The sequence below is a fragment of the Moritella sp. JT01 genome, from assembly GCF_001574435.1.
Classification (GTDB): domain Bacteria; phylum Pseudomonadota; class Gammaproteobacteria; order Enterobacterales; family Moritellaceae; genus Moritella.
In genome coordinates this window covers 111,842-127,124 of the sequence record NZ_LOCN01000001.1, presented here as the reverse complement: position 1 = coordinate 127,124, position 15,283 = coordinate 111,842, and the positions used below count along the sequence as shown (strand labels likewise).

The following is a 15,283-nucleotide window of genomic DNA, read 5'->3' as shown; positions in this document are numbered from 1 at the left end:
TCTAGACCATCCATAATATACGATAGGTTATACGCAAACCACAGGAAAATTAAGGTTTTAATAAATCAAAGTCTAATTCCAGTATGTCATTATCATGACTTAACTCTTGATACACCGAATACTGATTTCGTCCATTAGCCTTCGCGATATATAATGCCTTATCCGCATTTTCAAGTAATTGTATTTCCGAACTGTCAGATACTGGGCACATCGTTGCAATACCGATACTCAATGTGACATGTTTTGCCGCTTTAGAGTGAGCATGCTCAATGGCTAAACCTTCAACAGCAGTAATGATCTTACTCGCAAGGCGAATTGCCCCCTCTTCATCGGTATTAGGCAAAATAACAGCAAACTCTTCGCCACCATAACGCGCGACTAAATCAGCACCACGATGTACTTGCTCATTCATCACTTGGGCTAATTTAGTCAATACAATATCGCCCATTGGATGACCGTAATTATCATTATATAACTTGAAACAATCGACATCGCAGAACAATAAAGACATCTGTTTCACTTCTCGATGATGAGTTAACCAATAATGCTGTAGTTTATTATCAAAGGTGCGTCGATTAGCCACTTTAGTCAAAGCATCCGTTGAACTCAGTTCATCAAATTTCTCAATCGCTTGCTCAAGATCATGCTCAATTCGCTTACGTTCAGTTAAATCTCGATAGATAATTAAAATACCACTTTCACCATTAGTATTATTTACATAGCGCTGCTTACATATTTCATACCAACGCGGATTCTGCTCTGATAGATGCAACAACTCTTCATAGCGAACAGATTTACCATCCAGTAATAATTGGTTTTCTTGCTCTAAGAGCCACGATTTTTTATCAATACTAATCAAACTCTGTCTATCCATGCCAATCAAATCGGCATGTTTAACACCAACGACTTCACAATACCCTTCGTTCGCACCCACGAATTTTCCATTACCATTCATAAACGCAACGGGGTCCGGTGTCGCATTAATGACTGAGTTTAATAAGCTATTATTACGGCTAAGCTCTGCTTCTATACGTAAGTGTTCACTATTCTCATTAAGTAATCTCTCATTCAGTTCCATCACTTCGGTAAGATCATGAGATACCGTTAAGATAGCGACCACTTTTTTGTGTTCATCATACAAGGGATATTTAATGGTTTTTAATAACATATTATTATCATCAACAGTGCTCCATTCTTCATATTCTTGAACTTTACCCGTGAGGACCGTTTGCTCATAAGAATGAATTTGTGTCAGCTTAGAGGCGCTATAAAAATCGTGTTCAAAATGGCCATTCACTTGCTCTATCGATTGGTCGAATTGAGCTGCCCATGATGGTGAACAATTAAGAATTAATCCATCTAAGGTTTTAATATGAATAAAAGCCGAGTTGGAAAGGAACAAGCTATTAATGATTTGCCCATCCATATCCCAAGGCGAAATAGCGGAAGAGTTTGTACCAATATGATCGATCTGACACAACCAAGCCCGGCGACGTTGATATTTGATTTGTACCGCGCTAAAGCGTAACGTTTTTTTTAGCTGCTTAATATGAAAAACATCATTAGTGACAGCGCTTTCATCAACTCGATGGGATAAACGTTCGAAACAACACTGTGCGATAATATTACTGGTATTATTATCTTGATCAAAGATAGTGGCGATTGCAGAATTAGAATAAAGTATCGTGCCTTTTTTAATATCAAGCACAAGTGTCGGGTTTGCCGAAAAAGTCAGTAATGATTGGCACGTCGTGAGTTTTCGCAATAGCGTTAAAATAACAAGGATACTTATCAATAAGGCAGTGACACCCAACCAAAACGTCATACCGACCGTTGTACTTGTTGAAAGTCCAGTTATATCCTGCCACCAACTGAATATTGCAGTCATCAAGAATTGATAATTTATATCCATACTTTACCTAAGATCCATCTCATACTGATAAACTATACAACACCAAAATAAGATCACTGTAAAGCAGTTATAATTAAAACTACCACTATCGCCCACTTTTGTTTTCATACTTTAGTACCAGCTAGCATAAACTAAACAAATCAGTACATTACAATTAAACAGGCAGGAAAACACTCCGCAACAACATGAACGACTATGAAAACAGAGGTAAAAAATTACACAATGTCATATTGTCAAAATAAAAAACCATTTTTTAAATAATCATCAGTATTTAGGCCAGTTTATTATCCAATATCAAAACAAATGGACCATTTACATGAAAAGGTGATAAGTAGCTCAGAATACATTTTTAGATTGACCTAAGTATTAATTCTGGTAAATTTGGCAGGTTAGCCAATTTTCGGCTTTTGGAAACTTTAACGATTTATCTATTTTTTTATGTATTTTGTACCCATAAGTAGAAGCTCAATTGGGTGTACATAGTTTATAATTTAGTGAATTGAATGCAAGGGAGAAGTGCAATGTCAGTCTATGACCCGTCGCTGGAAAAAGAAAACTGTGGTTTTGGTTTAATTGCCCATCAAGAAGGTGAAGCTAGTCACAAGTTAGTTCGCGTCGCTATATCATCATTAGACCGTATGCAACATAGGGGCGGTATCGCGGCAGATGGAAAAACAGGAGATGGCTGTGGTTTGCTAATGCAAAAGCCTGACGGTTTTTTCCGTGCTATTGCGGTAGAAAATGATTGGAATCTCGGAAGTAATTACGCCGTTGGTATGATGTTCTTAAATCAAGATACGGATAAATCAGCAGCTGCAAAGCAGATCATTAAAGAAGAACTCGAACGCGAAACACTGAATGTTGTCGGCTGGCGAGAAGTCCCTCTTGATACGAGCGTACTTGGTGAAATAGCCATGTCATCATTACCTCAAATTCAACAAGTTTTTATCAATGCTCCCGCAGGTTGGGCGCCTAAAGATATCGAGCGTCGTTTATATTTAACTAAACGCCGTATCGAAAAGCGCATTATAGATGATAGCGACTTTTATATTGCCAGCTTGTCAAACCTCGTCACGATCTACAAAGGTTTGTGTATGGCGGGTGATCTGCCGAAGTTCTTCTTAGACCTTGCCGATCTTCGTATGCAATCTGCAATTTGCTTATTCCACCAACGATTCTCAACAAATACATCGCCAAAATGGCCGTTAGCACAACCATTCCGCTTTATGGCGCACAATGGTGAAATTAACACGATCGAAGGTAACCGAGAATGGGCTCGCGCACGGAGTTATAAATTTAGCTCGCCATTACTCCCTGATATGCACGACGCTGCTCCGTTTGTTAATACCAAAGGTTCAGACTCATCGTCAATGGATAACATGCTCGAACTCTTTTTAGCCGGTGGTATGGATATTTTCCGCGCTTTCCGTCTACTCGTGCCGCCAGCATGGCAGAATCATCCCAATATGGATGATGATCTACGTGCATTCTATGACTTCAACTCAATGCATATGGAACCTTGGGATGGCCCAGCGGGTATTGTACTGAGTGATGGTCGTTATGCTGCCTGTGGTCTTGACCGTAATGGTTTACGCCCTGCACGTTACGTACGTACTACAGACGGGTTTATCACCGTTGCTTCTGAAGTCGGCATTTGGGATTACACCGCAGATGAAGTTATCGAAAAAGGCCGTGTAGGTCCAGGCGAATTATTGGTCATCGATACTGAAACAGGTAAATTATGGACATCTTGGGACATTGACCAAGAATTAAAAGGCCGTAATCCTTACCGTGAATGGTTAACAAATAATTCAACGAAACTGACACCGTTTGAAGCATTACCAAAAGAAGCCATTGGTATGCGTACTTTTAATGACGAACAATTAGCAACGTATCAAAAACAATTTGATTACAGTAGAGAAGAACTTGATCAGATTATTCGTGTGTTAGGTGAAAATGCGCAAGAAGCAACAGGCTCTATGGGTGATGATACCCCGATGGCTGTCCTTTCAACTAAAACACGTTCGCTGTATGACTACTTCCGTCAAAAATTCGCACAAGTAACCAACCCACCAATTGACCCATTACGTGAAAATCATGTAATGTCATTGGCAACTTGCATCGGGCGCGAACACAATGTATTTAATGAAACAGATGGTCATGCGCACCGCGTACTATTTGATTCACCAGTACTACTATTCTCAGACTTTAAGCAAGTAACTGAATTAAGTAACGAATACTATAAAACTGCAAAAATTAACCTTTGCTTTAACGGTCAAGATGAAACCTTAGCACGCGCGGTAGCCCGTATTACTGCCGAAGCGATTGAACTTGCAGCTTCAGGGGTTGTGCTGTTAGTACTAACAGACCGGACATTAGCGAAAAACAATTTACCGATCCCAGCAGCAATGGCTGTAGGAGCGGTACAAAAAGCACTGGTTGACGCCAACTTACGTTGTGATACTAACATTATTATCGAAACGGCAAGTGCCCGTGACCCACATCATTTTGCGGTATTAATTGGGTTTGGTGCCACTGCGGTTTATCCGTACCTGGCTTATGAATCACTGCGTAAACTGGTTGAAATAGATACCATCCAACAAGATATTGCGAAAACATTATTAAACTACCGTAATGGCATTAATAAAGGTCTGTACAAGATCATGTCGAAAATGGGTATATCTACCATTGCCAGTTACCGTTGTTCACAACTGTTTGAAGCCGTTGGTTTAGCCGACGAAGTTATCGAGTTATGCTTTAGAGGCACAAGCAGCCGTATCAAAGGTGCTGACTTTAGCGATTTCCATATCGATCAGCAAAAATTAAGTAAGTTAGCATGGACAAAACGTAAACCGACCTCACAAGGTGGTCTACTTAAATATGTTCACGGTGGTGAATACCATGCTTATAATCCAGATGTTGTCAGTACATTACAAACAGCAGTACAAAGCGGTAAATACGAAGACTACCTGCAGTATTCAACCGAAGTAAATGAGCGCCCTATTGCAACCTTGCGTGATATGTTACAGCTGAAAAAATCAGATAATCCGGTTGCACTGGATGCTGTAGAGCACGAAGATAACCTATTCAAACGTTTTGATACCGCAGCAATGTCAATCGGTGCATTAAGCCCTGAAGCCCATGAAGCACTGGCGATTGCGATGAACACCTTAGGTGGTAACTCTAACTCGGGCGAAGGCGGTGAAGATCCACGTCGTTTTGGTACTTTAAAAGTATCTAAAATTAAACAAATCGCTTCTGGCCGCTTTGGTGTAACACCGCATTACTTAATGAATGCAGAAATCATTCAAATAAAAGTAGCGCAAGGTGCAAAACCAGGTGAAGGTGGTCAACTACCCGGACATAAAGTAACGACTGAAATTGCTAAATTACGTAATGCCGTACCGGGTGTAACCCTTATTTCACCACCACCGCATCATGATATCTATTCTATTGAAGATTTATCACAGCTGATTTTTGATATTAAACAAATCAATCCATCGGCCTTGGTCTCTGTGAAGTTAGTATCTGAACCGGGTGTTGGTACCATTGCTACCGGTGTAGCAAAAGCGTACGCCGATTTAATTACCATTTCGGGTTACGACGGTGGTACCGCAGCAAGTCCGATTACCTCTGTTAAATATGCAGGTAGCCCTTGGGAGCTTGGCTTAGCAGAAACACAACAAGCACTTGTTGAAAATGGTTTACGTCATCGTATCCGTCTACAAGTTGATGGCGGCCTAAAAACCGGCCTTGATGTGGTTAAAGGTGCGATCCTTGGTGCCGAGAGCTTCGGTTTTGGTACTGGTCCTATGGTGGCGTTAGGTTGTAAATTCCTCCGAATTTGTCACCTAAATAACTGTGCAACAGGTGTTGCAACACAAGACGAAAAATTACGTCAAGATCACTTCCATGGTCTGCCGGAAATGGTCATGAACTACTTCAAGTTTATTGCCCAAGAAACCCGTGAAATCATGGCATCACTTGGCGTAACTCAGTTAACTGATTTAATTGGCCGTACCGATTTACTGGTGCAATTAGACGGCTTAACTGACAAGCAACGTAAAATTGATTTATCTGGCATCATCTACAAGCCCCAGCCAAAAGAAGGCTTAGGTATTTACTGTCAGGCAACCAACGAACCGTATGATAAAGCAGAACTTAACGAAGCATTAATTGCGCATTACTTAGAATCAATCACTGAGAAATCAGGGTTATCAAGTAGCTTCCCAATTAAAAATACCGATCGTTCTGTTGGGGCGCGTCTGTCTGGTGAAATTGCGAAACAGCACGGTAACCAAGGTATGGCATCAGATCCAATCACCGTAAACTTTACCGGTACTGCTGGACAAAGTTTCGGTGTCTGGAATGCCGGTGGCTTACACCTCATCCTCACTGGCGATGCCAACGATTACGTTGGTAAAGGTATGGCTGGCGGTAAGATCGTTATTCGTCCTGAACCGGGTTCAGCGTTTAAATCAAACGAAGCGGTTATCGCAGGTAATACTTGTCTATACGGCGCATCCGGTGGCGAATTGTACGCGGCAGGTTTAGCTGGCGAACGTTTTGCAGTGCGTAACTCAGGTGCCAATGCCGTAATCGAAGGTATTGGTGACAACGGTTGTGAATACATGACGGGTGGTATTGTGACAGTCCTCGGTGAGACGGGTGTTAACTTTGGTGCCGGTATGACAGGTGGTTTTGCTTATCTTTATGACCTTAGTGGTCAATTAGCGAGTAAACTTAACAATGAACTGGTGGAGCAACATGCAGTAACGGATTACCCAATGCACGTTGAACACCTTCGCGGTATTATCATTGAACACCTTGCTCAAACATGCAGTCAGCATGCGCAAGACCTGCTTAATGAATTTGATACTGTGATAAATAAATTCTTTATTATCAAGCCTAAAACAGCTGATATGAACGCATTACTTGGCCACAAATCACGCTCTGCTGCAGAGTTACGTGTCCAGGCTCAATAGGAGGGATCATGAGTAATAATGTATTTCAATTTGTCGATGTACAACGCATTGATCCAGATAAAAAAGCGTTAAAGATCCGTAAAGTGGACTTTATCGAAATTTATAAACCATTTACGGCGAATCAAGCGAAAATGCAATCGGGTCGTTGTTTAGAATGTGGTAACCCGTACTGTGAGTGGAAATGCCCAGTACATAACTACATTCCAAACTGGCTAAAGCTGGTTGAAGAAGGTCGTATTATTGAGGCTGCAGAGCTTTGTCATGAAACCAACAGCTTGCCTGAAGTTTGTGGCCGAGTTTGCCCACAAGATCGTTTATGTGAAGGTTCTTGTACTCTCAATGATGATTTTGGTGCGGTGACTATTGGTAATGTTGAAAAATACATTACCGACGAAGCCTTTAAAATGGGCTGGCGTCCAGACATGTCAAAAGTCGTTCGTAACAATAAAAAAGTGGCTATTATTGGCGCAGGACCTGCCGGTCTTGGCGCGGCCGATATCTTAGTGCGTAATGGGGTAACACCCGTCGTCTTTGACCGAAATCCAGAAATTGGTGGTCTATTAACGTTTGGTATTCCCGCGTTCAAACTGGATAAAAGCGTGATGAGTCATCGCCGTGAAGTCTTCACGGAAATGGGCATAGAATTCCGCCTTAACACTGAGATTGGTAAAGATATTCAATTCAGTGAATTAGTTGCAGAATACGATGCAGTTTTTGTCGGTGTTGGTACCTACAAATACATAAATGGTGGTTTTGATAACGCTTCTGCACAAGGCGTTTATGATGCCCTCCCTTACCTTGTTGCTAATGTTAATCATGAACTTGGCTTTGAAAAGAACGCTGATGATTTCATTAATTTAAAAGGAAAAACGGTTGTAGTACTGGGTGGCGGTGATACCGCGATGGACTGCGTACGAACCGCAATACGTCAAGGCGCTAAAGACGTCTATTGTGCTTACCGTCGTGATGAAATAAGTATGCCTGGTTCTAAGCGTGAAGTTAAAAACGCCAAAGAAGAAGGGGTTAAATTCTTATGGAATTTACAACCGCTTGATATTGAAGTGGCTGGCGATAAAGCCACTGGCGTTAAAATGGTGAAAACTCGTTTAGGTAACCCAGATGAGAAAGGTCGTCGTCGTGCCGAACAAGTGATTGGCTCTGAACATGTGCTAAAAGCCGATGCGGTTATTCAAGCATTTGGTTTCCAGCCAGATCCGGCACAATGGTTATTGGATGAAGGTGTAACAACGAATAGCTGGAATGGTATTATTGCGCCAGAAAAAAGTGACTTCCCATTCCAAACTGAAAATCCAAAGATCTTTGCTGGCGGTGATGCCGTTCGAGGGTCAGATTTAGTCGTAACAGCGATTGATGAAGGTCGCCGCGCTGCCGAGGCAATGCTCGACTATTTAGACGTTTAAAGATTAAAGAGTTAAACGTTTGAAATTACATATCTAATTAAAAACGCTAGCATTAATAATGCTAGCGTTTTTTTCTTCTTTATTTTAAGCTAAAAAAATCGATAATATATTTAATTATCGACTGATTTTTTGTATTATATCCGTCAATTTAAAGGCATCAATGGCTTAACACTTGGTAATAATAAATTCGCTTAACGCCCTCACAACAACGAAATTAAAGTTGATTATACTCAGAATCACTTTAATTTTTTTAAGTATGCTAATTAGCGTACCGAGTTTTTCTGCGCAAGAGATAGTTTTAGGCGATTATATTAAAACAGAATTCCCCCTCCCAGTTACCGAGCCGACAAGCATTGAAACCAATATCGCCCTGAATACAGACGCGGTTACCACCACTGAAAATAGTCAAGAAATCATCCTCGCGGATAGTTTAGGTATAGATGAAGACTGGGTCTGGTTAAAGTCGGGAGAATTCTTAATTGGGAAAATCGAAGATCTCTATAATGACAAACTTGCTTTTGATAGCGATGACCTCGGCGATTTAAAAATTAAATGGAAAGACATTAGCCGTATTAATAGCCGCCAATTATTTACCATTTTAACCGTTAACGGGGGGGTTATCACAGGTACGATTGCACTTGAAAATGGTGTAATGACGATCAGTAACAACCGTCAACATAAAGTTAATCAAAAAGACCTTATGACCCTGATCGCCGGCCCCGAAACGGGTACTAATATCTGGAAAGGAAAGGTAACCTTCGGAGCAAACCTAAGCTCGGGTAATACCAATAAGCTCGAGTATAACACCAATGCAGAGCTTTCTCGTGACACCACTACATCACGAATTAAAACCTCATATACCTCGACCATTGGCAAAACAGATAATGTAAAAACCGATGAAAACCACCGTTTTTTAGTGACCTACGATGTTTATGGTGTTTATATCGACAAAGACCTGTTTTTCCGACCGATTAAGTTGAACTTATATCGCGATCCGCTACAAAATGTAAACAGCCAGGTAAATTTAGGTATCGGTCTTGGTTATCAGTTCATTGATAATAGTGAACAAGAATTGAAAATGATCTTAGGTCCCTCTTATTTATATACCAAATATGAATATACTGACGCACAGCTCAATAAAAGTGATGCCAGTCTCGCTGTAGACTTCGAACTCGATTATAAACGTGAAATTCATGACAAGATTGATTTGGGATTAAATTATAAATTGACTGCAACAGAATCCAACCTTGGTGGATACCTACAAATTACGAAATTAAACTTTGATATTGAGCTCACTGATATACTTGATTTCGACATTTCATTTTTCTGGGACAGAAGAAGTAATCCCTTATCCAATGCTGATGGCGACACACTAGAAAAAAATGACTTTCGACTTACGTTTGGCTTAGGTGTTTCTTTTAATTAATACCTTGGCGACCAATTCATACCGCAACGAAACTGTGCTAGCATAACATTTTTCGAGATAGATTAGAGACAACGATGAAAATTGGTATTATTGGTGCAATGGAGCAGGAAGTTGAGATCCTGCGCGAGCAACTAGATAACGTAACAACATTTACTCAAGCTGGCTGTGAATACTACAGCGGGTCACTTGCAGGTCATGATGTAATTTTAAGTAAATCAGGTATTGGTAAAGTTGCTGCAGCCGTAGCGACAACACTACTGCTTGAACATTACAAACCTGATTGCATCATCAATACAGGTTCCGCAGGCGGTTACGATAAAACGCTTAAAGTTGGCGATGTAGTGATCTCAAGTGAAGTGCGTCACCACGACGTTGACTTAACCGTATTTGGCTACGAAATGGGTCAATGTGCACAAAAACCTGCTGCTTATATTCCTGATCCACGTCTTGTTGAAGCCGCTAAAAAAGCGATCTCAGCAGACAGCGAAATTAAAACGATTGAAGGTTTAATTTGTACTGGTGATAGCTTCATGGCCGATCCTAAAAAAGTAGAAGAAGCACGTAATAACTTCCCTACAATGGCAGCAGTAGAAATGGAAGCTGCAGCAATTGCGCAAACATGTCACCAGTTTGACGTACCTTTTGTTGTGATCCGTTCATTATCAGATATCGCAGGAAAAGAGTCTCCAACATCATTTGAAGAATACCTAGTTGTTGCAGCGAAAAACTCATCAGCAATGGTAGTAAACATGTTACACGAGTTAAAATAACATGAACTTGGCCATGGATTGGACCAGTATGCAGTCAGTATTTATCTTACTGACTGCAATCCTCATCGCACGCTTACCACTATGCCCACCTCGCTTTCATCCTACGCAACTTTTAAACTTATTTTTTAGCGCCATTGCGGATAAAGTGAATAACGCACAGCGCAGCCAGCAGCAACAATATATTGCAGGTAATCTTGCGCTCATCACCATGCTTGGGTTTATCTTAATGATCACAGCCGTCATTCAATTTATTGTGATTGAACCCATCTTATTTGAGTTCGTATTATTACTGTGTTTATTGCAATGGGAAAAAATAAATTTGCCTAAAGTTAATTTAGGTAACCTCGAAAAAAAAACCATCATAAGCCAAATACAACCTCGGACATTACGCGATTTAGACCAGTTATCCTTACTCGGTGTGCATAAAGCCAGTATTGAAAACCTGTGTCTACGTAATAGCTATCAGTGGTTTACCGTTATATTCTGGTATATCAGCGTTGGTATCTGGGCCGCGATTATTTATCGCGCAATTCAATTAATGGCACATAACTGGAATAGTAAACTACCGGTTAATCATCAATTTGGTCGCCCTGCAGCGGCCCTATTACAGCTATTAGCGTCACCAGCTCATCTTATACTTGCATGCACATTACGCAGCTTACAGCGCGCGACAAGCCCATTGTCAAATTTAAACCAACAAGCCAAACAATGGCATCACTTTAGCACTGGTTTTTTATTATCAAGCTTTGCCTATAGTCTTGCGATTCAATTAGGGGGGCCACGAAAATACCAAGGGTCGATGCGGCGCTTTAGCCAACTTGGTCATACCCAGCCAGCACAGCGTGATGATATCAAACGCGCACAACAAAAATTGACCTTGGCACTCATCATTTGGTTATGTTTTATCAGTGCTATCTACTTGCTTATTTCGATTAAATAAAAAAGTTCACTTTAACCTGTCACAACAATGAGTTTTTATGTCTTTTTCCACGCGGTTCGCTACGTTCTTCATCATTGCATTTTCAGTGATAGTACAATCATTACCCGTTCAATCATTACCTTTACCAGTGCAAGAAAAGTACCCACAGCGTATCGTGTCGCTCTCACCGCATACCACAGAACTTGTTTTCGCCGCTGGTGCGGGAGATAGACTGATCGGTGTCAGTGCTTACTCTGATTATCCTGAAGAGGCCAAAGCATTACCCATTGTCGCTAGCTCGCAACAAATAAATATCGAAACGATACTCGCGCTTGATCCCGACATGATTATTTACTGGCAACAAGGTAATTCAGCGGCCGATATCAACCAACTCAAAAAATTTGGGATCCCTGTCTATGCGTCAAAAACGGGGGGATTAGACGATGTTGCCACACAAATACAAAAGCTTGGCGAAGTCTTTGGTACACAAGCCATTGCTAACCCAGTCAGTGATAGATACCGTAAAGCCTTAGATCAACTACGTGAAGATTATAAGAATAATCCCAAACAAGATCTGTTTTATCAAGTGTGGGCAACGCCATTAATGACAGTAGCCAGTGATCCTTGGTTACAAGAACAATTCGCCCTTTGTGGGTTTAATAATGTATTCAGTGACAGTCCAGTTCCCTATCCAGTGATCAACATTGAGCAAGTACTCGTGAAGCAGCCCGCGGTGATCATCGCAGGTACAGTCAACGACAGTGAATTACAACAGTGGCAAACTTGGCAAAGCATCCCTGCGGTTAAAAGTGGTAATATATTTAGAATTAACCCAGATGTATCTCACCGTTTTTCTCCCCGCGTACTGACAGGAATAAAAACACTCTGTGATATAGCCCTTCAAGCGCAAAAAAATCCAAAATAAAAAGATTTTATTTTTCCATGATGAGCATGAATATTGCCATAATTCAAACAGCTAACTACAGTTAACAATACCAACTTTGGTATTGTTACTATTTTAGTTCTTATCGATGGCAATCACTTATGGCACCGTTTACAACATTATTAATCGCACCGTATCAACTAATAGCAAGCAACAGTAACAGATGAGTGCGTGGGCATGGTTATATCGCTGTTGTGATATTTTCTGGCGTAAACGCATTTACGTGCTGATCCCAATATTAACGATGCCCCTGATTGGCTATCAAGTTGGCCGTAGTATTCCAGATAGCTATCACTCTCATACCACCATTTTACTGCAAGAGCGCAACCTGCTAAACCCGTTCTTAGCCGAATTATCACTGCCCCTTAATATTCAGTCCCGATTTAAAACCATTAATATTCTCGCTAAACGTAAGTCAGTATTATTAGAGGTAGCAAGACAAGTTGGGTTAATTAAATCAAGTGATTCAACAGAACAGCAGCAAGCAATCGTTGAGCAAATAAAAGCGTCATTAACGCTATCTCTCACGGGAACAGACTTAGTCACTATTGAAATGGTATGGCCGGATGCGCAACAATTAAGCGTGATACTCGACGTGGTCAGTAATCAATTTATTTTACGATTAACTAAGCCCAACCAAGATGTCGCATTAAACAGTAAAATTTTTCTTGCAGAGCAACTCAAGCAACAACATGAAGTATTATTACAAGCTGAAAAATCCCTTTTTGACTATAAATTTAAACATGCCGACATCATTCCTGAGTTATATACTGCCAGAGAATCGGCACAGATTTACATCGCAAGTAGTATAAAAGATAAAGAGCAAGCATTAGCCTTACTACAATCTAAGTTAACGCTATTAACAAAGAAACTAATCCTAACCAATCCCGCCGCTCAGTTTATTGATAATAAAATGAGACAGCTCGAAACATTAAAAATACAAAAATCAGCACATTACACAGAACAACACTCGCAAGTTAAGTCAACAAACCTACAGATATCTCGCTTACAAGATCAAAGGCAAGAGCTGCAATCGAAAATAAAAAACCAACAAGCGTTAGATTTACTGTTAAATCGTATTACACGACTTACACGTCAAGCTTTAACAACCCAAGTAACACCGTTATTACTGAATGAACTCGATGATTATGAGCACTATAGAAACACCATCATAAAAATAAAATTAGAATTGAAAACATTAGAAAAACAGCATGAATATTTCAAAAAAAATCAACATAAGTATTCGATAGTTGAACAAGAGTTACTACAATTACAACGTAATTTCACGACAACAAATACATTTTATCAGAATCTACTCACGCGCTATGAAATGGTATCAATTAGTTATGACCTCAGCGAATTCGAGTCAACAAATACAGTTAAAATAATTACACCGCCTTTCATTCCCGAACAAACGATAAATTTATCTCTACCAACTTATATTTTGTTGGGATTATTACTCGGGATAATACAAGGAATGGCGATTAGCTTAACCCTGTCGATAACGCAAGATACCTTATGGCATGAAAGTCGAATTGCTCACGTAACGGGTTTAAAAACTATTGCGCGTCTCCCTTTAATTTCACCATCATCAGGTCGATAAGTGATCTGTAAAATCGTTTTACCTTTTCCTAACGGATCTTCAGAGATAACAATGTGTGGTATCGCCATATACTTAGGACTATATCCTTCAAATGGTAATTTCTCTTTCACTAAAAGAACAAAATTACCAAAACCTATACGTTCATAATCAGGATAATAGGACTGATAGAATTCAAGTACAGAAGCAGCACTTGCATCCACACTATAACTGGCTAATGGTAAACTTTCGATACGATTAAGATGCAAACCTTCTGGGACAAAATTTTGTAATGCTGCGCCATCATAAACGGGTAAGAAATGGGGTGGTAATGGTAAGTTATTATCTTTATTTTCTATTTTATCCTGTCTGTCTTTATCAACAGCATCCGTTTTCTGAGTCTGATACTTCGCTACAGACACCTCATCCAAACCCAGAAAAATATCTTCGTTATACAGATCTAATAATGCCTGTTGAAATACCTGTTTAATGACATCAAGTATGATCATATTGGGCTGTTTAGCGGCAATCGCATCCATCTCAGTGGCGATAGTTTTAACCCGAGGTGAATGAACAAACTGGCTATAATGACGGAGGTCATTACATTGACGACAAAAATTAGTCAGCAAATCCGCGGTGGTAATTGTAATCATATTTCGCTGTATATATTCAGGAAAGATAAGTAAAGATTCGAGGCTTAAACCATTACTTGAAAAGAGTTCCAAATAATAGGCTTCAGTGCTATTCGCAATATCACTGTTATTAAGGCATAACTGATTATTAACGATGGGCTGTGATAATATTTCATCCAGATAAATTGGTTTATTTTGTAAATAAGGTGACGTAAGTTTTACTAAAATGGCACAATTATTCGCTATCGCTAATGCTGGTAATAATGCCGTCATAATCACGATTATTTTAAGTAACTGCATTTGATATCCTTATCTTGCAATTATTTCAAACATGATAAAATTAGAGAAAATATCCATTTAAACTCTAAACTTATCGCCTTGTTAGTGGGTTTAATTTAACAGCAATTTACACTAATCTTAACGATCAAGGTCACTATATTAACAATCAATAAAAATAAACACCTTAAAATGCATTATCAATAGTTGCATATTAAGATTAATACGCTATATTAAAATTAGAAATCGAAACAGCCGACCACTTTATTGGTCAAGCAGGTGTGATACATCGTATTTGACTTTTCAATGCCGGCGTGCTTGGTTATCTCACTCTAACTTAGGGTTAGCGCTTTAGAAAAACAGCATTCAGAATTACAAAAAAGCTCACTACTAGCAGTGAGCTTTTTTGTGTTTGTAACA

Annotated in this window: 9 protein-coding genes; 7 read left to right on the top strand and 2 right to left on the bottom strand. The window is 39.8% G+C overall.

All coding sequences use genetic code 11. The annotated features are described in order from the left end of the window. Positions 1-49 precede the first annotated feature (49 nt). On the bottom strand, positions 50-1,912 hold the full coding sequence (locus AKG98_RS00530) for a diguanylate cyclase domain-containing protein (protein ID WP_067039755.1): 1,863 nt from the start codon (positions 1,910-1,912) through the stop codon (positions 50-52). A 521-nt stretch (positions 1,913-2,433) separates the two neighbouring features. Between AKG98_RS00530 and gltB the strand changes: the two genes are divergently transcribed. From gltB to AKG98_RS00495, 7 genes are all read left to right on the top strand, one after another. After that, a complete protein-coding gene (gltB, locus tag AKG98_RS00525) occupies positions 2,434-6,897 on the top strand; it encodes a glutamate synthase large subunit (protein WP_067039753.1) in 4,464 nt (1,487 codons plus the stop codon). Between the two features lie 8 nt (positions 6,898-6,905). After that, complete coding sequence (locus tag AKG98_RS00520) at positions 6,906-8,318, top strand: FAD-dependent oxidoreductase (RefSeq protein WP_067039751.1); 1,413 nt, start codon at positions 6,906-6,908, stop codon at positions 8,316-8,318. A gap of 256 nt (positions 8,319-8,574) precedes the next feature. Beyond that, positions 8,575-9,744, top strand: coding sequence for a YdiY family protein (locus AKG98_RS00515; protein ID WP_228140168.1), 1,170 nt, complete (start codon positions 8,575-8,577; stop codon positions 9,742-9,744). A gap of 74 nt (positions 9,745-9,818) precedes the next feature. Next, positions 9,819-10,514, top strand: a complete 696-nt coding sequence (gene mtnN, locus AKG98_RS00510) for a 5'-methylthioadenosine/S-adenosylhomocysteine nucleosidase (RefSeq protein ID WP_067039749.1) — start codon at positions 9,819-9,821, stop codon at positions 10,512-10,514. Between the two features lie 28 nt (positions 10,515-10,542). Then, on the top strand, positions 10,543-11,454 hold the full coding sequence (locus tag AKG98_RS00505) for a cobalamin biosynthesis protein (RefSeq protein WP_228140167.1): 912 nt from the start codon (positions 10,543-10,545) through the stop codon (positions 11,452-11,454). Between the two features lie 37 nt (positions 11,455-11,491). Then, positions 11,492-12,358 carry a cobalamin-binding protein gene (locus AKG98_RS00500; protein ID WP_067039732.1) on the top strand — a complete coding sequence of 289 codons (867 nt, stop codon included), beginning with the start codon at positions 11,492-11,494 and terminating at the stop codon, positions 12,356-12,358. A gap of 181 nt (positions 12,359-12,539) precedes the next feature. Next, the gene (locus tag AKG98_RS00495; protein WP_067039729.1) at positions 12,540-13,979 is read left to right on the top strand and encodes a polysaccharide export protein; all 1,440 of its coding nucleotides are present in this window, start codon (positions 12,540-12,542) and stop codon (positions 13,977-13,979) included. Here the strand turns inward: AKG98_RS00495 and AKG98_RS00490 are convergent. Continuing rightward, complete coding sequence (locus AKG98_RS00490; RefSeq protein ID WP_067039727.1) at positions 13,916-14,887, bottom strand: hypothetical protein; 972 nt, start codon at positions 14,885-14,887, stop codon at positions 13,916-13,918. The two genes, AKG98_RS00495 and AKG98_RS00490, sit on opposite strands and share 64 nt — an antisense overlap. Between the last annotated feature and the right edge of the window lie 396 nt (positions 14,888-15,283).

Bases quoted from the DNA above. Each gene is read 5' to 3' on its own strand.
- AKG98_RS00520 (WP_067039751.1), top strand. From the start codon at position 6,906: ATGAGTAATAATGTATTTCAATTTGTCGATGTACAACGCATTGATCCA.
- AKG98_RS00530 (WP_067039755.1), bottom strand. From the start codon at position 1,912: ATGGATATAAATTATCAATTCTTGATGACTGCAATATTCAGTTGGTGG.
- gltB (WP_067039753.1), top strand. From the start codon at position 2,434: ATGTCAGTCTATGACCCGTCGCTGGAAAAAGAAAACTGTGGTTTTGGT.
- AKG98_RS00505 (WP_228140167.1), top strand. From the start codon at position 10,543: ATGCAGTCAGTATTTATCTTACTGACTGCAATCCTCATCGCACGCTTA.
- AKG98_RS00495 (WP_067039729.1), top strand. From the start codon at position 12,540: ATGAGTGCGTGGGCATGGTTATATCGCTGTTGTGATATTTTCTGGCGT.
- AKG98_RS00490 (WP_067039727.1), bottom strand. From the start codon at position 14,887: ATGCAGTTACTTAAAATAATCGTGATTATGACGGCATTATTACCAGCA.
- AKG98_RS00500 (WP_067039732.1), top strand. From the start codon at position 11,492: ATGTCTTTTTCCACGCGGTTCGCTACGTTCTTCATCATTGCATTTTCA.
- AKG98_RS00515 (WP_228140168.1), top strand. From the start codon at position 8,575: ATGCTAATTAGCGTACCGAGTTTTTCTGCGCAAGAGATAGTTTTAGGC.
- mtnN (WP_067039749.1), top strand. From the start codon at position 9,819: ATGAAAATTGGTATTATTGGTGCAATGGAGCAGGAAGTTGAGATCCTG.